The sequence below is a fragment of the Gymnodinialimonas ulvae genome, assembly GCF_037543845.1.
In the GTDB taxonomy this organism is placed as follows: domain Bacteria; phylum Pseudomonadota; class Alphaproteobacteria; order Rhodobacterales; family Rhodobacteraceae; genus Gymnodinialimonas; species Gymnodinialimonas ulvae.
This window is the reverse complement of record NZ_JBBIFX010000001.1, coordinates 527494-553826: the sequence shown is the minus strand read 5'-3', so window position 1 is coordinate 553826 and position 26333 is coordinate 527494. Positions and strand designations below refer to the sequence as shown.

The window sequence follows — 26333 nt, the reverse complement described above, 5'->3', positions numbered from 1 at the left end:
AGCCTCCCGCGCTGGCCGGTGATCCTGGTGTGTAAACGGTGATTTCGGACGACGTCTGTCACTTTCGCGACGGGATTAGCAAGGAAGCGTCGCCGTAGGAGAAAAAGCGATATTCGTTTGCGACAGCGTGGTCGTAAATGGACCGGATCACCTGCGCCCCCATGAGAGACGAGACCAGCATCATCAGGGTCGATTTCGGCAGGTGGAAGTTGGTCATCAACGCGTCCGTGACCCGCCAGTCGTAGCCAGGGTAGATGAAGATATCGGTGGTGCCCTCGAAGGCCCGCATCGTGCCATCGGGCGCGGCCGCACTTTCGATCAGGCGCAGCGCGGTGGTGCCCACGGGAATGATCCGCCCGCCCGCGGCGCGGGTCGCGTTGATCTCGGCGGCGGCCTTGTCACGGACCTCGCCCCATTCGGCATGCATCTTGTGGGTGGTTACATCATCCACCGTCACCGGAAGAAACGTGCCCGCCCCGACATGGAGCGTCACGAAGGTCATTTCGATCCCGCGCGCGCTCAGGGCGGCGATCAGCGACTCGTCGAAATGCAGGCTGGCGGTGGGGGCCGCAACGGCACCCGCACGTTTGGCCCAGATCGTCTGGTAATCCTCCTTGTCGCGCTCATCAGGCGCGCGTTTGCCCGCAATGTAAGGCGGCAATGGCATCGCCCCGGCCGCGTTCAGGGCGGCGTCGAAATCGTTGCCCGTCAGGTTGAACCGCAGCCGAAGGTTGCCGTCGCTTACATGAACATCGGCCTCTAGCGCATTGCTGAATATTATTTTTTCGCCAGGCTTTAGTTTGCGCATCGGCTTGCCAAGCGCGCTCCAACTGCTGTCGGCCTGCGGTTCAAGCAGCGTCACTTCGATCTTGGCGCGCACCTCGCCCTCGGCCGTCATGCGGCGCCGCTCTCCGGTCAGGCGCGCGGGGATCACGCGGGTGTCGTTGAGGATCAACCGGTCCCCGGGCTGCAACAGATCCGGCAGATCCGCGACCGTCTTGTCGCCAATCACATCCCCCTCGGCCAGCAGCAATCGGGCCGAAGACCGGGGCCGCGCGGGGCGGGTTGCGATCAACCCTTCGGGAAGATCGAAATCGAAATCGTCTAGTTTCATAGATGGCTCATTGGCTGAAGTCAGGCGGCGGCGCACGGAAGATTTCCCGGAAGATCCCCGGGGTCAAAAGCGAGAGCGGATTGACCGACACGCGGGTGTCCTCCGCGTCCCCGATCACGCGGTAATTGAACCCAAAAAGCCCCTCCTGACGGGTGGCAAAGATGGCTCCGAACAGGCCGTTGACCAGGTAAAACGGCGACACCACGCCCTGCAATTCGTAGCGCTCGGAGGCAACGTCATAAACCCCGTCCATCGAGATCCCCATCGACGGCCCGACCGCCGCGCCTTGAGTGACGGTGATCTGATCGGGCGTCACACGAAACCGACCGTTGACCTGGCCCAGATTGATGCCGTCGCCACCCAGTTGCTCCAGCAGGCCCACGACCGAGATCAGGTTTAGGATTTCGGCCATCACCGGCGCATCGCGCAGGCGCGGGCTTTCGATGGTGACCTGCCCGTCGTATTGGCCCTGTTCCGCGCGCGACGTCAGGATCAGGTCGAAAGGACCGCCGTGGATGTTTGTGATGATATTGGCCGCCCGCAAAACCGCCCCGCCATCGTCGGACTGCATGCGCACCGATGGCCCGTTGGCACCCGGCACCAGCTGCCCGGTGACGGCGGCGGTCTCGTTGACCAGACCGCGAAAATCACCGCTCATCGTGGCGCCATCTAGATCAGCGCGCAGGTTCGTCAGGGCGATCCCGTTGGCGATCTGCATGCGGTCGAGGGCGATGTTGAGAGGGCCGACATCCCCGCTCGACGAGCCGCCGGTGCTGGACAAGGATGGCATGAAACGAAAATCCAGAAGGCCACCCGACACTTCGATGGCGGGCGATTGCCCGCGCCGTGCGACCAACCCTCCCCGGACATCCAGCCAGTCGCCGACACGGAACTGCCCGGCGGAAAAACGATCGAGCCAGCCATCATTGGTGAAGCTGATCGCCCCCTCAAGCGTCAGGTCTGCGCCGGACAGCGAAATCTGGCGCACCTCGGGTCTTGGGCCAAGGCGGATGTCGGCGCTGAACGCCCCGGTTGCTGCCTCAGGCAAACGCCAGGCCAACGGCGGAATGGCAAGCCCGATCCCATCCAGCTCGGAGCGGATCTGCATGGTCGCAGGCCCGTTGGCCCGCAAAAACACCGTCAGGTCTGCAGGTCCGCGCCCGGTCAACAGCCAATCCGGCAAGGCCACCCCGAAGGTTTCAAGCGCTTGCCGATCCAGCGTCGCGCGCGCCTGCACAAGGCTGCCCGGGTCGGCCCCGGGCGACACCTGCACGGACCATTGGCCACTGACCGGCACCCCGTCGAACCGAGCGCGCCCGCCAATCGCCAGCTCTTCGCGGTTCATCCGGATCGTCAGCCGCTCCGCTTCCAGCGTGCGCCCGGGCACGAGTTCAGTCGCGCGGAAATCCGTGACCTCTCCGTCGACGTCTATCTCAAGCCCGGAAAGGCCCGCATCCGCGTCCTGCTGTACAAGCCGCGTCGCGAGACGAGCGCGGGCGGTTAATACGCCTGTGCCGATGTCCTCCGGTTCAAAACCGCTGGCTTGAAGGACTGCGAAGGGCGGACCAGCCAGGACATGCATCACGTCCGGCACCGCCCCGGAAATCGCAAGGTCGAACTCCGCCCGGGGCCCACGCACCGACACATCGTCGATCACCATCGTGGAGCCGCCAAGCGAAGCGGCACTCTGCCCCTCCACCGAGATGCGGCCGCTGTCGATCCCGACCACCATGCGGGTGTCTTGAAGGTTGAAGACCCCCGACGCGTCGCGGATCGGCGGCGCCGCAGGCAGCGCGCGAATATCGGCGCCGCTGAAATCAAACGACACCTCATAGCGCGTGGGCTCGCCCGGCCCGCGGCGCAGCGCGAAATCGACGCCTTCGACCTCGGCGGCCAGCAAACGCTCCTCGACCCACCAGCGGCTATTGGGGATCGCGGCGCGTGGCCAATACGTCAGAATTGTCCTGACATTCGCGCGGCTGAGATGCGCATCGACCGCCATGCTCACGCCATCGGGCGCGGCGCGCAGGGTGCCGCTTGCGGTGGCGCGCAGATCATCGTCGTAGAGAACCGCCTGTCCGACTTCAGCCACAACCGCCTCACCGAGCGTCAGACGCAGATCCACCGACGCGCCATCAATGGCCAACGGCGCGTCGAAAAGGCCCTCGGGATCCGCGACGATATCGCCGAGTGTGAATTGCCCGACATACATCGACCCATCCGGCGCCACATCGGCATGACCCCGCGCGGTGAATGACAGCTGATCAGCTGAAAGCCGCACATCGCGCAGGTCGGCCCGGCGCGTGTCCGGGTCATAGGCCAGTCGCGCGGCCATAGCGTTGAACGGCACCGGATCGTCCTGCCCCGGCAGGCTGAGGACGCCCGCGCCGATCCGCAATTGCCCGTCCACGGCCCCCAGCGTGCCATCATCGCCCATCGTGGCAGTCAGCGAGCCGTCGATGGGCGCGCGCATCAGGTCGAGCCACGCCAACGCGGGGCTGCTGGCGGCCAGATCGCGCGCGGCAAGCGTGTCGAAGACCAGTGACACCTCGGTCTCGCCGCCGCCCGCGCGGCGATTGAGGGAAATGTCGAGCGTCGCATCGCGGCTGCCGTCCAAGCGCCCGACAACCGACAGACCCATCTGCCCCTGCCGACGCTCAAGCACCATCGTTGCCCCGTGCAGGCGCATGTCACGGTCGGTCATGGCATCGGTCAAGCGCACCGTCATCCCCTCACCGCGCACCTCTTCAAGCTGCGAGAAAATCGCCGAGGCGAACATCCGGTCGAGCCGCGCAAGCGTGTCGGCAAGACTGACCTCCGGCGCTTCTGTCTCGTTCGTCTCCGCCCCCGCAAAGCCAAGATCCAACCGCCCATCCTCGCCACGCCGCAGGTTCAGGCCCGCATCGGTGACGGTGACATTGCGCACCCTCAGCGCCCCCCCGACCAACGGGCCGGGCGCGACGCGCACGCGAAGGCCGGGGAAAAGCGCGCGCACTTCGCCTTCGGGCGTGCTGAGTGCAACGTCCTGAAATTCGATCTCCGGCGCACGCCCGCCCTCGGGCAAGGCCAATCGCATATCGCCCACGGACACATCGCCTGTGGTCATCGCATCGTTGATCGTCGCCTCGATGCGCGCCTGCATTCCGTCCGGCAGGGTCATCGGCGCCACAAACAAACGGGCCCAAAGCGCGACCACCGGCAGCAGCAGCACCAACAGCACAACACCAAGCGCCCGGAACCAGAACCGGCGCCGGGGGTGGGTCGTTTCAGCTGGGGAGGTCTCAGACTGCTCCATCCGCTCCGTTCGCGCGCGCGGCCCCGCCAAGGTTGTTTTCGTTGCCCTTTAATCTGGCCGCAAATCGCCTAGCTTGCAAACCCGAACAACATCTTTGCCAGATCGACCCAAAGGACCCCCAACCATGCCCGATATAGCTGACACCGCGCCGGATTTCACGCTGCCCCGTGACGGGGGCGAGACGCTGACCCTGTCCGCGCTGCGCCCCAAGAACGTGGTCTTGTACTTTTACCCGCGCGACGACACGCCGGGCTGCACCAAGGAGGCGATCGCCTTCACCGGTCTGGGTGCGGAATTCGAGGCCGCGAACACGCAGGTGATCGGCGTCTCCAAGGACACTGCCGCCAAGCATGACAAGTTCATCGCCAAGCACGAGCTTGGGGTCGCATTGGTGTCTGACGCCGAAAGCGACGTTTGCGAGAATTATGGCGTCTGGGTCGAGAAAAACATGTACGGTAAGAAATCCATGGGGATCGAGCGTGCGACATTCCTGATCGACGGGGATGGCAAGATCGTTCAGATCTGGCGCAAGGTGAAGGTGCCGGGCCATGCCGAAGCCGTCTTGGAAGCCGCGCAGGCGCTCTGATCTCTCGCTTGCGTGGGTGCGGCCCGACCCCGCAAGCGGCACAGGAAAGGCAACGTCATGCGACCCCTAGCCGAAATGGCCGACGCGGTTCTGCGCACAGCGGATGCGCGGGAAAAAACCACGCTCTCGCGGCGCTTTGCCGCCGAATGGCAGGCCGCGCGTGCGGCGGGTGCGGCGCCCGACATTGGCACGGCCTCGCCGCCGGACCAACCCGCGCGCCCGACAGAGCCCGCGCTTTTGGACCCGCGCGACGTGCCCCGGCGCAAGCCCGGCACGCCGGAGGGGCGCATCGCCATCGTGCACGCGGTGGCGCATATCGAATTAAACGCAGTCGATCTACATTGGGACATCATCGCGCGCTTTTCGGAAACGCCGATGCCGATTGGATTTTTCGATGATTGGGTCAAGGCCGCCGATGAGGAATCCAAGCATTTCAACCTGATGGCCGATTGTCTTGAAGAGATGGACAGCGATTACGGTGCCCTGCCCGCCCATGCCGGCATGTGGCGCGCGGCCGAAGACACGGCGGATGACCTGATGGGGCGGCTGGCGGTTGTGCCGATGGTGCTGGAGGCGCGCGGCCTCGACGTGACGCCGTCGATGATCAAGACCTTCGAGAAAGCCAAATCCGATCCTGCCGCCGCAAGCGCGGTCGCGGCATTGAACGTGATCTACGCCGAAGAGGTGCACCATGTCGCCTACGGCTCGAAATGGTTCCACTTCCTGTGTGGGCGGCACGACCTCGACCCAAAAGAGGCCTTCCACGGCCTCGTGCAGCGCTATTTCCACGGCGCCTTGAAGCCCCCGTTCAACGAGGAAAAGCGAGCCGAAGCGGGCATTCCACCCGATTTTTACTGGCCCCTCGCGGGTTAAAGGGGCGCACCACCCCGGGCCGAAACGCATCATCGGCGGAAATCCGCTGGAAATGAAAGCTTTTTTGGTGCGTTTCCCTGACATTAGGATTACGATGTTGGCATCAAACGCGACGTCCCTTATCCCCAAGGTCGTCGCAGCCGCCACTGGGGACAAAACGGTGGCGCGGCAAAGTACAAGGGGAAGCGAGGCGTAAGAACAGTGACATCTCGGCTTGTAAGCCGCGTGAATGCGGCACTTGAACGGCATTTGCCTGAACAACGACTCTTCCTGAAATCGGAAGAGGGCACCCGGTTTATCCGGCTGCGCCCTGTGGCGCAGGCGTCCATGATCCTTGGATCGGCGGTGTTTGTTGGTTGGACGGTGATTGTAACATCCATATTCCTGATCGATACGATTTCCGCCGGAAATGCCCGCGATCTCGCACAGCGCGAGCAAGCGATGTATCAGGAGCGCCTGAATTACATGGCACTGGAACGCGACGCGCGCGCCGCTGCCGCCTCTGCGGCGCAAGATCGCTTCGCGCTTGCGATGGACCAGGTGTCGGACATGCAGACGCGTCTGTTGGAATCCGAGGAACGGCGCCGCGAACTGGAAACCGCCGTCGACGTGATCCAGGCAACTCTGCGCCGCGCGATAGACGAACGCGACGACGCGCGCCTGACCGTTGCGACCCTGCAAGGGGAACTGGAAGCTGAAACCGGCACCGTGCAGACTGCCGCCGAGCGCGAGTGGGAATTGCAGCAGACGCTGGCCTTCCTGAATGACGCGCTGGAAAACACCGCTGAAGAACGGGACGAGACCTACACGCAGATGGCCGAGGCCGCGGACGAAATCAATCGCCTGAACTTCGAGTTTGCGCTCACCGAAGAACGTCAGAACCGCGTGTTCCGCCAGCTGGAAGAAGCCGTCGCCGTCTCGATGGAACCGTTGGATGAAATGTTCAGCGCCGCCGGGCTCAGCACCGATGATCTGATTGAAAGTGTACGGCGCGGCTATTCCGGTCAGGGCGGCCCCCTGACGCCGATCATCTCCACCTCCGGCGACGGCCCCGACCCCCTGTCGGACCGTGCCAACCAGCTTTTGCAGGAACTCGACGAGATCAACCTGTGGCGCATTGCGGCCGAACGCCTTCCGTTCAGCAACCCCGTCCAGGGGCCCTATCGCCAAACCTCCGGGTTCGGCCCGCGCCGCGATCCGATCAACGGCGGACGCCGGATGCACAACGGTCTCGATTTCGCGGGCAGCCGCGGTACGCCGATTGTTGCCGGTGGCGACGGTGTGGTTGAATTTGCTGGCCGCCAAAGCGGCTACGGACTTACAGTCGAAGTCAGACACAACAATGGGTTCATGACCCGCTATGCCCACCTCAATCGCATCCGTGTGAGTGAAGGGGAAAGGGTCTCGCGCGGGGAACGCATTGGTGATATGGGAACGACCGGTCGGAGCACAGGTGTCCATCTGCACTACGAAGTGCATCGCAACGGGACGCCGGTCAATCCGATGACGTTCATAAGGGCAGGACGCAATGTTTTCTAAATCAAAAATCAACGAACCGGGACCTAAGCAGGGCGGCGCGTCCGACGGGTCCAGCGGTGACAGCCCGACCTCGGGCCCGACTTCGGGAGATACCATGAACAAGCCGAACACCGCCGCCAGCTCGGGCAGCAAATCCAAGCCCCAGCCGTCGATGCTGTCGTCTGACCTGACGATTGTGGGCAACCTTCGCACGACCGGTGACATTCAGGTCGAAGGCACGGTGCAGGGCGACATCCGCGCCCACCTTCTCACAGTTGGCGAAAGCGCCAATATAGAGGGTGAGATCGTGGCCGACGATATCGTCGTCACCGGACGGGTCGTGGGCCGTGTGCGTGGCTTGAAGGTGCGCCTGACCTCCACCGCGCGGGTCGAGGGTGACATCATCCATAAGACAATCGCCATAGAGTCCGGTGCGCATTTCGAAGGGTCGGTTCAGCGGGCCGAAGATCCGCTTTCGACCGGTGCAAACAACGCCGCACCGCGCACCCCGATCACCACCGGCGGCAGCACCGCCGCAACCTCGGACGCCGCATCGGTACCGCGCCCCGCGGCCGCAGGTCCGGTGCCGCAGCCGTCGGCGAAGTCCGACAGCTAAGCGTTCCATTCAACGCAGGACATGCGAAAGCCGGGCGCCCTGCCCGGCTTTTTTCATTTGGAACCAATTCTGAGCGGCTTACGTCGCGCCACGTTCGCCCGACGTCACGGTGGCCTGCCGATAGATGTGCCACGACGCATGCCCCAGCACCGGCAACACCACGATCAATCCTACCAACCCAGGCATCATCGCAAGAAACGTCAGCGCGGCGATGGTAAACGCCCAGGCGAACATGATCTTCGGGTTCTGGCGGATCACCGCGATGGATGTGATCATCGACGTCACGAAATCAACCTCCCGATCCAACAAGAGCGGCAATGACACCACCGTCAGAGCGAAGAGCACAAACGCAAACACTGCCCCGAACGCCCCCCCCACCAGCAGCATAGTTAGCCCCTCGGGCTCCAGAAGATAGGCATAGGAGCTGGTCACATTGGTCAGGGCAGAGGGCCCCAGGAACAGCGCAAACAGCATATGCGCGAAGAACGACCAGAACAGAAAATAGACGATGATAACCCAGGCCATCGACGGCAATTGGCGCAGGCGCTGCCGCCAGACGACGGCGAAGATATCGCGCGCCGTCCAATCGTAATCCTCGGCCTCAAGGCGACGCGAGACCTCGTAAAGCCCAACCGCCAGGAACGGCCCGATCAGCGGGAAACCAAATGTCAGCGGGATCGCCAGCCATTCCAGATGCGCCTGGAACAGCAGCAGGTAAATGGCCCACCCGCCAACCACATAGACCGCCGCGAAGAACAGCCCGAAGAACGGTTTTCGCCGAAAATCGCGCCACCCATTGTGCAGGGCGCGGCGCAGATCACCGATCTCCATCTCGCGGATATCGGGGGCACCTTCGCCCACCGGATGGCTGGTAACGTCTGACATGTCCGGTCCCTCCCCGCGGACAGTCTAACCTGCTCAACCGATACGTGTAAAACCTCAAGGCGTGTGACAGCCGCGCGGCCCGATCGCCGCCTCCCACGCGCGGCCCAAGGCCAACACCTTCGCATCTGCGCCGGACGGCCCGATCAGTTGCAGGCCATGGGGCAAACCGGTCGGCCCATAACCAGCGGGCAAGGCCAAAGCTGGCACACCGCCAAGACTTGCGGGGACCACAACCTCCATCCAGCGGTGGTAGGTGTCGGCCACTTGGCTCGCCACCTCGCGGGGCCAATCCCACCCTGCAGGGAAAGGCCACATCTGCGTCGATGGCAAAACCAGCGCGTCATAGCGACCGAACAGATCGGCCAAGACCTCAAGCCAGCCCAACCGCTGCGCGAGCGCCTGCTCAACGTGATCGCCGGTCAGCGCAAGACCGCGCTCGACCTCCCAGATCGCTTGCGGGTTCAGGTGCGCGCGCTGCTCTGGGGCGCGCCAGGGCGCGCCCAATTCCATCGAAACGACGAAGGATCGCAAGGTCACCCAGCTGTTCCAGAGCACCTCTGCGGGCATCGGCGGTGCGATGGCCTCAACATGCCAGCCCAGATCGCCCGCGACCCGCTCCAACGTTGCGGTGCCGGCCTGCAACAAGCCCGCCTCCATCGGATAGGCTCCGCCCCAATCGGCCAGCCATCCAATGCGTGGCGCATCGGGCACCCGGCCTATTGGCCGATACACATCATCCGACAACGTAACAAGCAGCGCCTCGAGATCACTCACCGACCGTGCCATCGGTCCGTGGGTCGCCAAGCGATGCAAGAGTGCGCTGTCGCCCGGCTCGCCCGGCACCAGTCCGACGCTGGGGCGGAACCCCCAGACATCGCACCACGCGGCCGGGTTGCGCAGGCTGCCCATCATGTCCGAGCCATCCGCGACACTCAGCATGCCCGTCGCCAATGCCGCCGCCGCGCCACCCGATGATCCCCCGGCAGTCCGCGACAGGTCGAACGGATTGCGCGTCACCCCGAAGATCGGGTTGGTAGAATGCGACCCCAGCCCGAATTCCGGCACGTTGGTCTTGCCGATCACGATGGCCCCGGCAGCTTTTAGGCGGCGCGCGAGGCCATCATCGACCTCCGGCACGTGATCCGCGAACAGGGGCGACCCCGAGCTGGACCGCAGGCCCTTGGTCGCCACCAGATCCTTGATCGCCACCGGAATGCCGTGCAACCAGCCCTCCGCAGGCATCGCCTCACACAACCGGGCCTCGCCCATAAGCGCTTCGCGATCGCGCAGGGACACGACCGCATTCACCGCACCGTTCACCGCATCAATCCGCGCCAAGGTCGCGCGCATCACATCGACGGGCGATACCTCGCGCGCCGCGATCATCCGGGCCAGCTCCCCTGCGCCAAGGGCCCAAAGCTCTGCCATGTCAGGTCCTCCCTGCCCATGTTTGTGCAATGGAAAAGAAAATAAGCGACGCCGGACTCAAGCGATCCCGCCTAGGGCTCACGCCTCGCCCTGCGCCTCTGCACGGCCCTTGCCCGACACGCCATGCGCCAAGACACTGGCCATCACCCCGTCAAGATTTCCGTCCAGAACCCCCTGCGTGTCCGACGTCTCAAAGCCGGTGCGCAGGTCCTTCACCATCTGGTAGGGCTGCAACACGTAGGACCGGATCTGGTTGCCCCAACCCGCATCACCCGCATTCTCATGCACCTCGTTGATCAGGGCGGAGCGCTTGTCCAATTCCATCTGATAGAGCCGGGATTTCAGCGCTTTCATCGCGATATCACGGTTTTGGTGCTGGGACTTTTCCGACGATGTCACGACGATCCCGGTCGGGTGGTGCGTGATGCGCACGGCCGAGTCGGTGGTGTTGACGTGCTGCCCGCCCGCGCCGGACGACCGGTAGGTGTCGATGCGAATATCTGAGGGGTTCACCTCGATCTCGATGTTGTCGTCGACCACGGGATAAACCTTCACTGAGGTGAACGACGTGTGGCGTTTGGCGGCACTGTCGAAGGGGCTGATCCGAACAAGGCGATGCACGCCCGATTCCGACTTCATCCAGCCATAGGCATTGTGGCCGCTGATTTTGTAGACGGCGGATTTGATCCCCGCCTCTTCACCCGCGCTGAAGCTTTGCAGATCCACCTCGTAGCCCTGCTTTTCCGCCCAACGCGTATACATGCGCGCCAGCATAGCCGCCCAATCGCAGCTTTCGGTGCCGCCCGCGCCGGAATTAATCTCAAGAAAGGTGTCGTTACTGTCGGCCTCGCCATCCAAAAGCGCTTCCAATTCCTTGGCCGCCGCCACTTCGACAAGGGCCGCGATCGCATCCTCGGCCTCGGCCACAACCTCGTCGTCGCCTTCCATCTCGCCCAATTCCACCAGTTCGGAATTGTCATCCACGCCTTGCTTGATCGCCTCATAGGTCTTCAGCTTGTCGACCAGGATCTGCCGGTCGCGCATCAGCTTCTGCGCCTTGTCGGGGTCGTTCCATAGGTTGGGATCCTCGACCATCGCATTGAATTCCTCAAGGCGATGCGGCGCCGTGTCGATATCCATCCGCTGGCCCAGAAGGGTCAGGGAATTGCGGATTTTTTCGATATTGGACTGCGTTTCGGCGCGCATGTATCCGACCTTTCCGGCTGCGTATGCCCGATGATTTAGAGGATCAATCGACGGCCCTCAAGCGCAACCCCTGAGCCCACGCAGGCTCAGGGCGCGCAAGGCCGCCAAGTGCCTAGTAGAGCCCGCCCGAGCTGAGCGTTCCGAACCCGGTCGAGGTTGGAACCCGCGCCGTGGTGCCGTCAGAGGTCTCCACAAGCACGCCCTGCCCGCCGCCGCCGCCCGCCTCACCGCGCGAGAAGATCGGAATGTCCGACGACATCGCCCAACCGCCATCAATCACCGACAGGATGCCCTCGTAGGGCTCTTCGCCGTCGCGGAACAGCTCGTAGACGACATAATCGCCCGACGCACCTGCGGGCAGGCGCGCGCCCGAGAACCGGTCGATGGGGAAGAATTGGCCGCCCTCAGGCACCGGGAAATCGCCGCCGCCGTATTCGGCAATGGCTTCCATCATGAACTGCTGGAACACCGGACCGCACATGCCGCCACCCGACGCGCCACGGCCCAACGGTTGTGGCTGGTCGTAGCCGATGTAGCACCCGGCCGCGATGTTGGAGGTGAAGCCCACAAACCAGACATCGCGCGCCTCATTGGTCGTGCCGGTCTTGCCGGCCGCGGGGACCGGCAGGTTTACCGTGCCCGACGCCGTGCCGCGCTGCACCACACCGCGCATCATAGAGGTCAACTGATAGGCCGTGATCGGATCCATGACGCGCTCGCGCGTGGACACGATGCGCGGCGCCACACCAGGATCAAGAGAGGCCAACTCGCAATCGGGGCACAGGCGTTGATCGTGGCGATAGACCGTCTCGCCATAACGGTTCTGGATCCGGTCCACGAGCGTCGGCTCAACCCGTTCACCGCCATTGGCGAACATCCCATAGGCCGCCACCATTCGGAACAGAGTAGTCTCCTGACTGCCAAGCGAATTGGCCAGGAACGGCTGCATATCATCGTAGACGCCGAAGCGTTCAGCGTAGCGCGCAACGGTGTTCATGCCGACATCCTGCGCCAGACGCACGGTCATCAGGTTCCGCGAGCGCTCGATGCCCGTGCGCAGTGGCGACGGGCCGTAGAATTGGTTCGACGCGTTCTGCGGTCGCCAGATGCCTTCGCCGGTCTCGACCTCAATCGGGGCGTCGATGACAATGGTGTTGGGGCTGTAGCCCGAGTCGAGCGCTGCCGCATAAACGAACGGTTTGAACGACGAGCCCGGCTGTCGGGTCGCCTGCGTGGCGCGGTTGAACGACGAATGCTGGTAGGAGAACCCACCCTGCATCGCCAAAACGCGGCCCGTGTGGACATCCATCGCCATGAACCCGCCCTGCACCTCGGGTACTTGCCGGAGGGTCCACCGAATGAAAGAGCCGTCGCTGTCGCGGGTCATCGCGCGCACATGTACCACATCGCCAACACTCAGAAGATCGCCTGCGACCCGCGCGGTCGACCCGCGTGAGCCGTCTTCGCGCAGGGGCCGCGCCCATTGCACGTCTTCGGCGGGAATGAAATGGCCGTCTTCGTCCTCTTCCACGCCCTCGATCCCGATCCGCGCCGAGCTTTCGCCGATCTCAAGAACCACAGCCGCTGACCAGCCTTCGATGTCGCGCGGAATATCAGCATCGGCCAGCGCCGCGCGCCAGATCGCCTCCTCACCGTCGCCAAGGTCTGCGGGGTCGATCGTCGCATAAGCACCGCGCCAAACGCCCAGGTCACGGTCATAGCGCTCCAAAGCCCGGCGCAGCGCGACCTCGGCAACCGCCTGAAGCCCTTCGTCCATCGTAGACCGCACGGCGTATCCGCCGGACAGGAAGTCATCGGCCCCGTACTCCGCGCTCAATTGACGGCGGATTTCATCGGTGAAGTAATTGCGCGGCGGCAGGGTCAGGCGGAACGCCTCGATATGGCCGCCTTGTACGGTCTCAAGGGCCGCGGCACGTGCCGTGTTCATCTCTTGCTCGGTGATGTAGCCGTTTTCGTACATCTCACGCAGCACGTAATTGCGTCGGTTGATCAGACGCTCATAGTCGCGCACCGGGCTGAGCGACGGGGCCTGCGGCATGGCGGCAAGGAAGGCCGCCTGCTCATGGGATAGGTCTTCGAGCGTAGCGTTGAAATAGGTCTGCGCGGCCGCCGTCACCCCATAGGAATTCTGCCCCAGAAAAATCTCGTTCAGATACAGCTCAAGGATCCGGTCCTTTGTGAGCGTTCGTTCAATCCGCGCCGCAAGGATGATCTCACGGACCTTGCGCTGGATGTTGAAAGAATTGTCGAGCAGCATGTTCTTCACGACCTGCTGCGTGATTGTTGACGCCCCGCGCACGTCGCGGCCCCGCGACCGGACCGCTTCGATGAACGCGGCCACGATGGCGCGCGGATCATATCCCGCATGGTTGTAGAAATTGCGGTCCTCGGCGGAGACGAACGCGTAGGCCACAAGGTCGGGGATCTCATCGGCGGCGGTGAACAGGCGCCGCTCGGATGCGAACTCATCCACGATCATGCCCTGGCGCGAATAGATCCGACTGATGGTCGGCGGCGCATAGTTGGACAGCTGCTCGTGATCCGGCAGGCCGCGCGAATACATGAAAATCAACCCGCCAATGCCGACAGCGGCAAAGACAAGGCCAAGGGTGATCGCACTGAAGATCGCACCAAAAAAGCCGATAATGAATCGCATGGTATGTTCGTCGCCTCAATTTTGGCTTCTTTATACGCGTCCCGGCGCCCGCGGTCAAAACACGACAGCGGCAATTTGCCATGATATTGAAGGGTCATGACCGATCGGCCCGAAGATATCCTGCCCGCCTACGAACGTGAGGCGGTCCAATGGGCGCAAACCCGCAATCAAAGCCTGTGGGAACGCCCCGCGCTGGAGGCCTGTGTGGCCGGGCGCGCGCCGGGTTTGCGGGTGCTTGATCTGGGCTGCGGGGCGGGTCAGCCGATTGCGCAATATTTCACCGCCCGGGGTGATGACGTCACCGGTGTGGACGCAGCCGCCGCGATGATCGCAGAGGTGCGTGCGCGGGTGCCGGAGGTGCGCGCGATCCACGCCGACATGCGCGGGCTCGAAATAGGCGCAACGTTCGACATCATATTGGCGTTCAACAGTTTTTTTCACCTCTCCCCATCAGATCAACGGGCGATGTTTTCGGTTTTCAAAGCCCATGCCGCCCCCGGCGCGCGCTTGCTTCTGACCACCGGGCCAAGCGCCGGCGAGGCCGTGGGACGTGTCGGAGCCTCACCCGTCTATCACGCCAGCCTGGCGCCGTCGGATTACCGTCAACTATTGGACGATCATGGGTTTTCGGAGGTCTGGTTTCGCCCCGAAGACGCCGCGTTGAAGGGGCACTCGGTCTGGTTGGCGGTATTCACTGGCGCCTAAGCGCGGACGCGGCGGCATCCGCTTCGGCCCAGGCGATGACCGCGTCGGTGATCGCCGCCTGCATCCGCGCGCGCCAATCCGGATCGAGGATGTTCTGCAGGTCACCACCCTCACTCAGGAAACCGACCTCCAGCAACACGCCCGGAAAATCCGCAGCCTTCAGGACCGAAAACGCCCCTTCGCCGCGCGGGCGGGCGTGCAAATCCAACCCGGTTTGGTCAATCGCCTCAACCAGGGTATCGGCAAACGCACCACTGCGCGGGGCCGTCTCCATCCGCGCCAGGTCCAGCAGCACGCTGACCACCTCGTCATCGCTGCCTTCCAGGTCGATGCCTTGCAACAGATCCGCACGGTCATGCTGCTCGGCCAAGGCCGCCGCCGCCGCATCGCTGGCCTCCGCCGCCAGAGTATAGACCGTCGCCCCCTGCGCGCGGCCCTCGGCGATGGCGTCCGCATGCAACGAAATGAACAAATCCGCCCCCGCCGCGCGAGCCATTGTCACGCGCGTCGGCAAGGGCACAAACACATCCGCGTCACGGGTCACGACCACCTCGATCTCACCCGTCCTACGCATGATCTCGCGCAATTCCCGCGCAAAAATCAGCATCAGTTCGGCCTCGGTATAGCCTTCCCGGACCGCGCCGGGATCCACACCGCCATGGCCGGGATCGAGAACCACCAGTACCGGCCCGCCGTCTTCGACCGGGCGCACCGCCCGCGCCACCACTGGCAACAGGATCTCACCAATGCCCGGTGGTGGCCCGGCGCGGGCGGCAAAATCCTCCGCATCGACCGGTTGCAACGACAGCCGGATCACCGCCTCACCGCTCGTGTCATCGGTCCGCATCGCCGCGATCTCGGGCACCATTGGCGTGTTCAGCGTCAGGACCATACGCGACCAGCCCGGCGTTGATGCGCCGCCATGCGCCAGCGTTTCGACCGCGCTTGCACGGTTGAACGCCGCGGGCAGGCCGCTGAAATCCACCTCCCGGAAATCAATCACAACCCGCATCGGCCCATTGAGCGTGAAGACCCGAAACGGCACCGCCTGGCTCAACGCCAGCTCCAGCTCCACCCCGTCGCGCGCATCGTTGAGGCTGCTGTCATCGGCCAACACCCGCGCCAAGGCACCAAAACCCTGCGCAATCGCAGGCACGGGAAGCCATAGAAGGGCGATCAATAGGACTGCTCGGATCACGGGGAATGGTCCCTCTTGGTTGGCGGCAGGCTACCAAACCATGCCGCGGTGGCCTAGCCCTTTCGCGCGGCCATGAACGCAATCAGCCGCGCTACGCCCTCTTCGATATCCGCCGTCGCGCGGGCATAGGAAAACCTCAATGTCCCTGCGCCGCGCGCCTTGTCGAAATCCAGACCCGGTGTCACGGCCACCCCCGCCTCGTCGAGGATCTCCGTCGCGAATCTGCGCGCATCGTCGGTGAAGTCCGAGACATCCGCATAAACGTAGAACGCCCCAGCCGCAGGTGCACAGCGGTTTAGCCCGGCCTCCGACAGCCCCCGCAGCAAAACATCCCGGTTCTGGGCATAGGTATCGCGGTGCCGATCCAACTCGGCGCGTCCCTCCGGGCTCAGCGCGCCAAGGGCGGCCACCTGCGCCGCGTGGGGCGGGCAGATGAACATGTTCTGCGCCAACCGTTCGATAATCCGAACATGATCGGGCGGCACGACCATCCACCCCAACCGCCATCCCGTCATCGAGAAGTACTTCGAAAACGAGTTGATGATATAGACCTCATCCGTCACCTCAAGTGCCGAAACAGCCCGCCCTTCATATTGCAGCCCGTGGTAAATCTCGTCCGAAATCAATGCGATATCGCGCGACCTGCAAGCATCGGATAGCGCGCGCAATTCGGGCTCGAACAACATCGTGCCGGTCGGGTTCGCGGGGCTGGCCACGATCAAACCGTCCAGATCGTCGGCCAAATCGCCCGGAGTCGGCTGATACCGCGTGGCGGCCTGCGTTTGCAGGCCCACCGGTTCCAACGACAACGCACGTAGGATCTGCCGGTACGACGGATAGCACGGCTCGCCCAACGCAACCCGCGCCCCGGCGTCAAAGAGAGCCGTGAACGCCAAGAGGAACGCCCCCGAGGCCCCCGAAGTGAGCACCACCCGCGACGGGTCAAGGTCCAGCCCGTACCATTCGTCATAAAGCGCCGCGATCCCGGCGCGCAGATCGGGCCGCCCGAGGGCGACGGTGTATCCCAGCGGCCCCGCGTCCATCTCTGCCGCAAGCCGTTTGCGCGCTGCTTCGGGCGCGCCGGTGCCGGGCTGTCCGACCTCCATGTGGATGATATGACGCCCCGCCTCTTCGGCGGCGCGGGCAGATTCCATGACATCCATCACGATAAACGGGTCCACCAGCGCGCGGTCGGAATGTCGCATCTTAGCCTCCGGGGTTTCTGCCCCGGTGAAATCAGCCCCGATGCGTGCCGTCAATGGTGGCGGGCGCGGCGCAATATGTTAGGAACGGGAAAAGTCGACGCGCGGAGTTTCACATGACGAAGTATTTGTTGGGCGCAGCCTTTGGCGCGCTTCTGGCGGGGCAAGCCGCCGCCACCGATCTGGGCGACCTCACCGAGGCGGAACGGGGGGCCTTCCGCGAGGAAGTTCGCGCCTATCTGCTCGAAAACCCGGAAGTTCTGATGGAGGCGATTGCCATTCTGGAAGAGCGTCAGGCCGCGATGGAGGCCGAAGCGCAGGCACGGGCGGTCGTCGACAATCGCGACGCGTTGTTCAATTCGGCGTTCGACCATGTCAGCGGCAATCCCGACGGCGATGTCGTAATCGTCGAATTCCTCGACTACCGCTGCTCGTTCTGCCGCCGCGCGCATCCGGAGGTGACGGAACTGGTTGAAGCGGACGGCAACATCCGCATCATCACCAAGGAATTCCCGATCCTGGGCGAACAATCAGAACTGGCCAGCCGCTTTGCAATCGCCACGCGCATCGCGCTCGGTGGCCAGGCTTATGAATTGGTGAACGCTGGTCTGATCGCCATGCGCTCGGATGTGACCGAATTGTCGCTGGCGCGCCTGGCCACGGATCTCGGATTGGACAGCGAGGCGATTTTTGCCGCGATGACCGATCCGCTGGTGCAGGACACGATCAACTACAACCGCGAACTTGCCTCGCGCATGGGGATCACCGGCACACCGTCGTTTGTCTTCGGTGATCAGTTGGTGCAGGGCTATGTGCCCTTGCCGAACATGCAGGAAATCGTGTCGATCCTGCGCGAAACATCTCAGTAAACGCGGCTATCGCGGCCACAAAAAAGGGCGCCCGAGGGGCGCCCTTTTCCGTTTGATCTCATCCGCGGGACCACCAACCGCGCCGCTTGGGCTTGGCCGGTTCTTCCGGCGCCGGTTCGGGTGCGGCCTCTGCCGCAACGGGTTCCGGTTCGGGCTCGGGTGCAGGCTCGGGCTCCGGTTCGGGAGTAGGCTCGACTTCCGCCGCAGGTTCAGGCGCGGGCGCGGCCTCTGCAACAGGTTCAGCCGGGGCCTCCTCCGCCGGGGTATCCGCCTCTGCCGGAGCGTCTTGCGTTGCATCCGCTTCGCCATCGGCGGCTTTGCGACCACGGCCACCGCGGCGGGAGCGGCGGCGCTTTTTCGGCTGTTCCTCGTCACCATCCGGCGTCTCAGGGTTGGCTTCAGCCTGAGCCGCATCGGCGCTTTGATCCTGCTCAGCCTGGGCCTCACCGGATTGATCCGCATCAGACGATGCCTCCGACCCATCCTCGGACTGGCCCTCACCATTCTCACCGTTTTCACCCCCGCGACGACGGCCACGGCCACCGCGCCGACGACGGCGCTTCTTCTTGGGCTGCTCGTCGGTCTCTGGTGTCTCGGCTTCGACCTCTTCGGGGGCAACCTCGGCCTCGACGCCTTCGTCGATGTCATCCATCAACCCGGCATCCATCGAAATCACCGGTGCAGTCGCCGTGATCTTGCGAGTCGCGGTCTTGAACTTTTCGATCTTGAAATCGGGCACAACCAGGGCCGCGTCCGCCTCGATCCGGATCGCCATCCCGCTGCGCGCCTCGATGGCATCCAGCGTCTCACGCTTGAAATTGAACAGGAAATTCACGATCCCGATGGGCGCAGTCAGCAAGACCTCCTTGGAGCGGCCGCGTGTGCTTTCCTCTTCCAACTGGCGCAGGATCGACAGCGCAAGACTGTCGTCGGACCGCACAAGACCGGTGCCGTGGCAATGGTGGCAGGCCTGCGTCGTGGCCTCCAACATGCCGGGCCGCAGCCTCTGACGCGACATTTCCATCAGGCCAAAGCTCGAGATCCGACCAACCTGAATGCGCGCGCGGTCGGTCTTCAGCTTGTCCTTGATCCGCCGCTCGACGGCGCTGTTGTTACGGCGCTCGTCCATGTCGATGAAGTCGATCACGATCAGGCCTGCAAGGTCACGCAGCCGCACCTGACGCGCCACCTCATCGGCGGCCTCAAGGTTGGTCTTGGTCGCGGTTTCCTCGATCGAGCCTTCCTTGGTCGCCCGGCCCGAGTTAACGTCGATCGCAACCAGCGCTTCGGTGATCCCGATCACGATGTAGCCGCCCGACTTCAGCTGGACCGTCGGGTTGAACATATCGGCCAGATAACCCTCCACCTTGTGACGCGCAAACAACGGCATCGGGTCGGTGTAATGCTTCACATTCTTGGCGTGGCTCGGCATGATCATCTTCATGAAGTTCTTGGCGTGCTTGTAGCCCGCCTCCCCCTCCACGAGGACCTCTGTGATATCACGATTGTAGAGGTCGCGGATCGTGCGGTGGATCAGGTCACCTTCCTGATAGATCGGTGCAGGCGCCGTGGATTTCAGCGTCAACTCTCGGATCTGCTCCCATTGGCGCTGCAGATATTCGTAGTCGCGCTTGATTTCCGTCTTGGTGCGCTGCGCACCCGCCGTGCGCACGATCAGGCCCGCACCCTGCGGCACGTCCAGCGCGGTCGCGATTTCCTTGAGCTTCTTGCGGTCGGATGCGTTGGTGATCTTGCGGCTGATCCCGCCGCCGCGCGCGGTGTTTGGCATCAATACGCAATACCGTCCGGCCAGCGACAGATACGTGGTCAGCGCAGCACCCTTGTTGCCGCGCTCTTCCTTGACGACCTGCACCAGAAGGATCTGCCGCACCTTGACGACTTCCTGGATCTTGTACTTGCGCGGGCGCGGTTTGCGCACCGGGCGGATTTCCTCGGCGTCGTCATCATCGGCGACGGTTTCGGTGTCGCCATCCTCGCCATCCTCATCGTCCTCGGCATCCACATCATCGGCGGGCTCTTCCACCGGCGTCTCGGCGACCAACTCCATCGGCGACAGGCCCTCGACCTCGCCATCGGATCCGGCCTCGTGCGCATCATTCTCCGCATCTGCGGCCGTCGCGTCGCCCTCTTCTAGGTCGACCACATCCATGCCGGACGGGGTTTCCGTCGCGACCGCATCGGTGCCGGTCTCCTCGGCCTTGGTCTCGGAGGATTTGCGGCGGCGCCGACGCCGTTTGGGCTTTGCGGTGGCTTCTTCGTCTTCGCGGGCCTGCTGTTCGGCATAGGCGCGCTCCTCGGCCAGAAGCGCTTCACGATCCGCAACCGGGATCTGGTAGTAATCAGGGTGGATTTCCGAAAACGCGAGGAACCCGTGCCGGTTCCCGCCGTAGTCGATGAAGGCTGCCTGCAACGAGGGTTCGACCCGCGTGACTTTTGCCAGATAAATGTTGCCTGCAAGTTGCCGCTTGTTCAGCGACTCGAAATCGAATTCCTCAACCCGGTTTCCGTCTGCCACCACAACGCGGGTTTCTTCCGCGTGGGTGGCGTCGATTAGCATTTTCTTCGCCATGATATCCTTGCTCGTGGCCACGACACGTACGCCTGCACGGCGCGAGGCCCTGCACTGCGGGTTGTCGGTGAACACGTTGTGCTGATGTCGCGATAAGCCCGGGTCGCACGGACAGGGGCCATGGCCCTGTAAGCGTGTCCGTATGTGCGCCGTGGCGGTGCATCGCGTCTGTCTCCGGTGGCTGAAACAAACGGTTTCGCCACCCATTCGTGCCTCGAAAGGCGGTTCGGTGCGACCCGTGCGGCAAAAAAATACGTCCACCGGGCCAAGTGACCTGCCTCCCCGACCCGTCGCGTCACATGCGCGTCACCGGGCAAAGGTGCAGAGAAACTGATCGCTGGCGCTTGGCCAGTCTCTTCACACTAAGGGACGCATGCAGCGAAAGACAATGGGGAAACGTTCCGGACGGTCACGAATGTTCCAGGTCCGGTCGTGTGGGCATCGGATGTGATCTGCGGTGGGTTCGGTGGGCCCGGTCAAACCCAAAGGCTTGAAGCTATTACTGAATAAGGCGGCAATTGCCGTTGTGCCTGCGGTCAGGAGGCCCGCATAGGAACGCCGCAGCATCCCTTGTATTCAACGTGTTCCACTGGCTCTGACCGGACGCATATCGGTGGTCAAAGGTTCGGTCGCCCAAAAGTACAAACGGAAGGCCCGGCACCGTGGCGCGATGGCGGGTCACTTCGAACCGGGTGAACAGCGGCTCGGCAGACAAGATGTCAAACGCTGTCGGGTCGTCGACGGCATAGATCGCATATTCGCCAAAAATCGTATCGAAAGGAAACAGCCCCCCATAGCTGGAGACCTCAGGATGCATTTCGTCTTGCAAAGCGGCGGACCGGAAGTTGCCTTCGAACACGACGTAGTCGATCCGCTCGGGCGTGACGCGCTCAATCGGTGCGCCCTCGACCGGCCAATCTTGCGGAGGGCCCGTGAATTGTCGGATCTCACGGTCTAGAAGGTTCAGTGGCGGACCCGAAACACGCAGATCAAGACTCCGATCAAAGCCGAAATAGACGGCCTGAGCCCCGCCAAAGGCCGCGATGTTGCGGCACAGATCGCTGCACTCGACGGGGTGGTAGCGCCCCGACATCCCCACAAACAAAACCGTTCGCCCCGTCAAATCCAGAGGGTCCGTCGTCACGTCCTGCGCCCGAATTTCGGCCAACTGGCGATCAAATACAGTCTGATCGACCACCGCAGGCCCGAAGAACGCCACCAGGACAATACCCGCCAGAGCGATCCCGGCCCATGCCTTCCACTTCGCCACGATCCACGCGGCAAAAAGCAGGAAAAACAGCAGGCCGAAAACCAACCCGGCGAAAAGGGCGATCCCGACGGAACCGCCTAGCCAGATGGCCACGTGACGCTGTGGAGAGGTCATTTTGACGTCGCCTCAGAGGTAATCCGAACGGCTCAACCCGTACTTCGCCATCTTCTCGTTCAGCGTCCGACGCGGCAGACACAATTCGTCCATCACATTGGCAATCGAACCGCGATGCCGCCGCATGGTGTTGTCGATCAGCATTCGCTCGAACGCTTCGACATATTCCTTGAGCGGCTTGCCGTCGCCGATGGCCTGTGGCGCGATTTGCGCATTGTCGGACATCAGCAGTGACGCAATAGAGCCCGAGCCGCGCCGTTGTTGCAGGATCGCGCGTTCCGCGATGTTGATCAGCTGGCGCACATTGCCGGGCCAGGGCGCCTGCAAAAGCTGTGCCGCCTCCTGCGCGGTGACCTGCGGGGCCTCGGTGCCGTATTCCTCGGAGAACTGTTCGCCGAAGCGGGTGAACAGCGTCAGGATATCCTCACCCCGCTGCCGCAGCGGTGGCAGATCAATACGCATCGCGGCCAGCCGGTAAAACAGATCGGGCCTGAGCGCGCCTTCGCATTGATCCGGCTCGGGCGCATTGCAAATGGCTACGATCCGCGTCTCGGCGGGCGTGCCCTGCTGGTTGATGAAGGTCAGCAGGCGCGCTTGCAACGGCTCGCTAAGGCTTTCGACATCCTCCAGAACCAGCGTACCACCGCGCGCCTGTTCCACCAGCGGCTTGTCCTGATCTTCGCCGACCGGACCAAACAGCTTGGCGGTCAGCTCCTCTTCGTCATGGGCGGCACAGGACAACACCACGAAATGTTTGCCTGCCCGCGGCCCAACGGCATGCAGCGCATGCGCGACCAGCGTTTTGCCCGTGCCCGTCTCGCCGATGATCAGCACATGGCCGTCGGCCTGCCCCAGATCGAGGATATCCTCACGCAGCCGCTCCATCACCGGGCTCGACCCGATCAGCTTGCGCATCAGGACCGTGCCATCCGACAGCTCCTTGCGCAGCGCCCGGTTGTCGAGCGTCAGGCGCCGCTGCTGCCCCGCCCGTTTGGCAAGATCGGTCATCCGGTCCGGATTGAACGGCTTTTCCAGGAAGTCATAGGCCCCGATCCGCATCGCCTCCACGGCCATCGGCACATCACCGTGGCCCGTGATCAGGATCACGGGAATTCCGCTGTCGACCCCCATGAGGCGCTTGAGAAAGGCCATGCCGTCCATGCCCGGCATCTTCACATCCGTCACAACGACGCCGGGGAAATCCGCCCCGATTGCCTTCAGCGCATCCTCGGCGCTGGCATAGGTTTCCGTCTCGAAGCCCGACAGCGACAGCCATTGGCTGATCGACTGCCGCATGTCCTGCTCATCGTCTATGATCGCGATCTTCATTTTGAAGACTTCCCTTTTGGTGCCCAAGGGCGCCTGCCGCCCCGGGGATGGTCCAACCGCCCCGCGTGAAGGTGCGGGATGGTGCTTGTCTCACTCGGCCGCCGTCGCGCCGCCCTGATCTTCGGCCAGCGCGGGCAGCCGCACCTCGAACACGGCCCCGCCGCGCCCCGAATTGCGCGCGGTCAACCGCCCCCCAAGGTCCGTCACGATCCCCGATGAGATCGCCAGCCCGAGCCCGACACCTTCGCCGGGCTTCTTGGTCGTGTAGAATGGCTCGAACAAAGCCTCCAGATCGTCAATCCCGTCTCCGGTGTCGCGTACCGTCAAAACGACCTCTTCGCCCTCCACGATCATCAGGTCCAGCTCGCGCGTATCCGACCCTTTCATCGCATCAAGCGCGTTGCGCAAAAGGTTGATGATCACCTGCTCCAACCGCAGGCGGTCCACCATCACCATCGCGGGCTTGCGCGGCAGCGATTGCGTGATCTCCACCGTGTCAGTGCGCAACTGCGGCTCCATCATCGTCAACGCCCCCTTCAGGGCATCGCGCATGTCCACCGGCTCAAGCGCGTCTCCGCCCTTTCTGGCATAGCTTTTCAGCTGCCGCGTGATCGCGCCCATCCGTTCGATCAGGTCATCGATCCGCTGGAAACTCGACGCGGCCTCTTCGGTGCGCTTGCGCTGCAACAAAAGCCGTGCGCCCGCGAGGTAGGTTTTCATCGCCGCCAGCGGTTGGTTCAACTCGTGGCTGACCGCTGCCGACATCTCACCGAGGGCGGCCAGTTTCTGGTTCTGCGCAAGGCTCTGTTCGGCCTCCTCAAGGTTGCGCTGGACCTTCTGACGCTCGGCAATTTCCCGCTGCAGCCGTTCGTTCAGACGGCGCAGATCCGCCGACTCACGGGCGAGAACCATGCTCTGCATCCGGGCGCGACGGCTCAAGACATAGAACGCTCCGGCCAGAAGCAGGGCGAATCCCATGATCTGAAGCGCCAGTACGCCGTTCACCCGCTCCCGGACCGACGCATAGGCGGTGTAGCTGACGATGCGCCAGCCACGAAAGGTGATGCGGTTCTCCAGTCGGATCGTGGCCGAGCCGAAGAAGTTCGGACTGGGATCGCCAAAGGCCCAATCGCCCGCCCCATCCAACGCGCGCTGGATCGCACTGGGCGGCGTGCGCAGCGCCATCGCCTCGGTCTCTGTCCGACCGCGCCAGCGCGGCTCCGTCGACAGGATGATCTGGCCCTGCGAATTGGTCAGAAACACCGCCTCTGAGGTGCCGCGCCACCGGTCCACAAGACGACCGAGGTCAATCTCGACCAGGATTACGCCCAACAGGCCGTCGCCGTTTTCGATCTGCCGCGAAAAGGTGAAATCAAAGCGCCCGGTCTCCGGCTCGTTCGAGGTAAAAACCGTGTCCGGGCTGCGCGTGGCCTCAACGAAAAAAGGCTCATCGCTGCGCAATTCGGCAATCCGCGCGCGATCCGTGGCGGCCACCACCCGGCCTTCGCGGTCCAGCAACAGGATCGAAGCCGCGCCGATATCCTCGACATACGAAATCAGATATTGCGACGTATTGGTGTAATCATTGGCCTCCAGCGCGCGGATCAGGCTTGGGTCGCGACTCAACAGAACCGGTACGACCTGATGGCGCTGAATTTCCGAAAGGACCGAGCCGGAATAAATCGCCAGCCGCAATTCCGCGCGGTTGCGCTGTGTCTCGGTGAAGCGTTCCGTCAGCAGGATGTTCGACACCCATATCACCGAAATCGCGATCAGCAGGAACACCACCAGCCCGCCACGCAGGATCCAGGGCCGCCATCGGCTCAACCGCGCCAGGCGCCTGGCTTTCGTCTCCGTCATACTCATGGGCGCAGCGTAGGCTCAGCCGCTGCGGCGCTCAAGACCGATGCGGGATCACGCCGCAACCAGCGCCCCGGCCAGCCCGGCAAACAGCGGCGCACCCTCGGCCCCGCCCTGCGTCTCTTCAACGGCGCGCTCGGGATGCGGCATCATCCCAAGAACCCGGCGATTGGCGCTCAACACACCAGCGATATCCGCGCGCGCACCATTTGGATTGTCGCGATAGGTAAAGGCGATCCGGTCCTCTGCGCGCAACGCGGCAAGACCGGCATCGTCGATCTGGTAATTTCCGTCGTGATGGGCAATCGGAATGGCGATCTCCTGACCCGCTGAATAGGCTTGTGTGAAAGGGCTGTTGGTGGTGACAACGGTCAAAGGCTCGGCACGGCAGACGAATTTAAGCCCTGCATTGCGCATCAACACGCCCGGCAAGAGCCGCGTCTCGCACAGCACCTGAAACCCGTTGCACACGCCCAATACATGCCCGCCGCCCTCGGCATACTCCGCCACCGCGCGCATGATCGGCGACTGCGCCGCAATCGCGCCGCATCGCAGGTAATCGCCGTAGGAAAACCCGCCCGGCACACCGACCACGTCAATACCAGCAGGCAGCGCGGTCTCCTTGTGCCAGACCTTTGACGTTTCTAACCCGGCCAGCTGGAACCCCGCAACCATGTCGCGGTCGCAATTCGAGCCCGGAAATTGCAGGACCGCCGCCTTCACGCGCCCATCTCCACCCGGTAGCTTTCGATCACAGTGTTCGCCAGAAGCTTCTCGCACATCTCGTTGACCTGCGCCTCGGTTGTGCCATCGGCCAGATCCAGCTCGATCACCTTGCCCTGGCGCACGCCGTCGACCCCTTCGAACCCCATGGAGCCGAGCGCGGATTTCACCGCCTCGCCCTGCGGGTCCAGAACGCCCTGTTTCAGCATCACGGTCACGACAGCTTTCATCGCCCCTGCCCTCTTTGTTCCAAAACTATGCACATCGCCTGCCCG

20 protein-coding genes are annotated in these 26333 nt (G+C 63.4%); 6 read left to right on the top strand and 14 right to left on the bottom strand.

Annotated elements, in window-relative coordinates; genetic code table 11:
- Nucleotides 1–58: 58 nt before the first annotated feature.
- Both queA and V8J83_RS02625 read right to left on the bottom strand, forming a co-directional pair.
- Nucleotides 59–1114 carry a tRNA preQ1(34) S-adenosylmethionine ribosyltransferase-isomerase QueA gene (gene queA / locus V8J83_RS02630; RefSeq protein ID WP_339983217.1) on the bottom strand — a complete coding sequence of 352 codons (1056 nt, stop codon included), beginning with the start codon at nt 1112–1114 and terminating at the stop codon, nt 59–61.
- A gap of 7 nt (nt 1115–1121) precedes the next feature.
- On the bottom strand, nt 1122–4409 hold the full coding sequence (locus tag V8J83_RS02625) for an AsmA-like C-terminal region-containing protein (RefSeq protein ID WP_339983216.1): 3288 nt from the start codon (nt 4407–4409) through the stop codon (nt 1122–1124).
- A 124-nt stretch (nt 4410–4533) separates the two neighbouring features.
- On the opposite strand from V8J83_RS02625, the gene V8J83_RS02620 reads away from it, so the two are divergent.
- From V8J83_RS02620 to V8J83_RS02605, 4 genes are all read left to right on the top strand, one after another.
- Nucleotides 4534–4995 carry a peroxiredoxin gene (locus tag V8J83_RS02620; RefSeq protein WP_339983215.1) on the top strand — a complete coding sequence of 154 codons (462 nt, stop codon included), beginning with the start codon at nt 4534–4536 and terminating at the stop codon, nt 4993–4995.
- A gap of 57 nt (nt 4996–5052) precedes the next feature.
- A complete protein-coding gene (locus V8J83_RS02615; RefSeq protein WP_339983214.1) occupies nt 5053–5868 on the top strand; it encodes a ferritin-like domain-containing protein in 816 nt (271 codons plus the stop codon).
- A gap of 201 nt (nt 5869–6069) precedes the next feature.
- Nucleotides 6070–7407 carry a DUF5930 domain-containing protein gene (locus V8J83_RS02610; RefSeq protein ID WP_339983213.1) on the top strand — a complete coding sequence of 446 codons (1338 nt, stop codon included), beginning with the start codon at nt 6070–6072 and terminating at the stop codon, nt 7405–7407.
- Nucleotides 7397–8002 (top strand): bactofilin family protein, encoded by a 606-nt coding sequence (locus tag V8J83_RS02605; RefSeq protein ID WP_339983212.1) that lies wholly within the window; start codon nt 7397–7399, stop codon nt 8000–8002. The genes V8J83_RS02610 and V8J83_RS02605 overlap by 11 nt, the downstream gene beginning before the upstream one ends.
- A gap of 78 nt (nt 8003–8080) precedes the next feature.
- Here the strand turns inward: V8J83_RS02605 and V8J83_RS02600 are convergent, their stop codons facing one another.
- The 4 genes from V8J83_RS02600 to V8J83_RS02585 all read right to left on the bottom strand — a co-directional run bounded on the left by V8J83_RS02600 (nt 8081) and on the right by V8J83_RS02585 (nt 14198).
- Nucleotides 8081–8887: a DUF2189 domain-containing protein gene (locus tag V8J83_RS02600; RefSeq protein WP_339983210.1), complete on the bottom strand. Its 807-nt coding sequence runs from the start codon at nt 8885–8887 to the stop codon at nt 8081–8083.
- Between the two features lie 54 nt (nt 8888–8941).
- Nucleotides 8942–10315, bottom strand: coding sequence for an amidase (locus V8J83_RS02595; protein ID WP_339983208.1), 1374 nt, complete (start codon nt 10313–10315; stop codon nt 8942–8944).
- Between the two features lie 78 nt (nt 10316–10393).
- Nucleotides 10394–11521: a peptide chain release factor 2 gene (gene prfB, locus V8J83_RS02590; RefSeq protein WP_339983206.1), complete on the bottom strand. Its 1128-nt coding sequence runs from the start codon at nt 11519–11521 to the stop codon at nt 10394–10396.
- A 112-nt stretch (nt 11522–11633) separates the two neighbouring features.
- A complete protein-coding gene (locus V8J83_RS02585; RefSeq protein WP_339983204.1) occupies nt 11634–14198 on the bottom strand; it encodes a penicillin-binding protein 1A in 2565 nt (854 codons plus the stop codon).
- A 96-nt stretch (nt 14199–14294) separates the two neighbouring features.
- Here V8J83_RS02585 and V8J83_RS02580 point away from each other — a divergent pair, with 96 nt between their 5' ends.
- Complete coding sequence (locus V8J83_RS02580) at nt 14295–14903, top strand: class I SAM-dependent methyltransferase (RefSeq protein WP_339983202.1); 609 nt, start codon at nt 14295–14297, stop codon at nt 14901–14903.
- Here the strand turns inward: V8J83_RS02580 and V8J83_RS02575 are convergent.
- Entirely contained in the window at nt 14890–16101 is a 1212-nt protein-coding gene (locus V8J83_RS02575; RefSeq protein ID WP_339983200.1) for an N-acetylmuramoyl-L-alanine amidase, read from the bottom strand. The genes V8J83_RS02580 and V8J83_RS02575 overlap by 14 nt on opposite strands.
- 53 nt (nt 16102–16154) lie before the next feature.
- Nucleotides 16155–17306 (bottom strand): pyridoxal phosphate-dependent aminotransferase, encoded by a 1152-nt coding sequence (locus V8J83_RS02570; protein WP_339983198.1) that lies wholly within the window; start codon nt 17304–17306, stop codon nt 16155–16157.
- A gap of 113 nt (nt 17307–17419) precedes the next feature.
- Here V8J83_RS02570 and V8J83_RS02565 point away from each other — a divergent pair, with 113 nt between their 5' ends.
- Complete coding sequence (locus tag V8J83_RS02565) at nt 17420–18172, top strand: DsbA family protein (protein ID WP_339983196.1); 753 nt, start codon at nt 17420–17422, stop codon at nt 18170–18172.
- A 58-nt stretch (nt 18173–18230) separates the two neighbouring features.
- Here V8J83_RS02565 and V8J83_RS02560 read toward each other — a convergent pair whose 3' ends face one another.
- The 6 genes from V8J83_RS02560 to purS all read right to left on the bottom strand — a co-directional run bounded on the left by V8J83_RS02560 (nt 18231) and on the right by purS (nt 26288).
- A complete protein-coding gene (locus V8J83_RS02560) occupies nt 18231–20762 on the bottom strand; it encodes an Rne/Rng family ribonuclease (RefSeq protein ID WP_339985950.1) in 2532 nt (843 codons plus the stop codon).
- 499 nt (nt 20763–21261) lie between these two features.
- Nucleotides 21262–22146 (bottom strand): hypothetical protein, encoded by an 885-nt coding sequence (locus V8J83_RS02555; RefSeq protein ID WP_339983194.1) that lies wholly within the window; start codon nt 22144–22146, stop codon nt 21262–21264.
- Between the two features lie 12 nt (nt 22147–22158).
- Nucleotides 22159–23475: a sigma-54-dependent transcriptional regulator gene (locus V8J83_RS02550; protein ID WP_339983192.1), complete on the bottom strand. Its 1317-nt coding sequence runs from the start codon at nt 23473–23475 to the stop codon at nt 22159–22161.
- Between the two features lie 90 nt (nt 23476–23565).
- Nucleotides 23566–25341: a sensor histidine kinase gene (locus V8J83_RS02545; protein WP_439649748.1), complete on the bottom strand. Its 1776-nt coding sequence runs from the start codon at nt 25339–25341 to the stop codon at nt 23566–23568.
- 48 nt (nt 25342–25389) lie between these two features.
- Complete coding sequence (gene purQ, locus V8J83_RS02540) at nt 25390–26058, bottom strand: phosphoribosylformylglycinamidine synthase subunit PurQ (protein ID WP_339983190.1); 669 nt, start codon at nt 26056–26058, stop codon at nt 25390–25392.
- The gene (gene purS, locus V8J83_RS02535; RefSeq protein WP_339983188.1) at nt 26055–26288 is read right to left on the bottom strand and encodes a phosphoribosylformylglycinamidine synthase subunit PurS; all 234 of its coding nucleotides are present in this window, start codon (nt 26286–26288) and stop codon (nt 26055–26057) included. The genes purQ and purS overlap by 4 nt, the downstream gene beginning before the upstream one ends.
- Between the last annotated feature and the right edge of the window lie 45 nt (nt 26289–26333).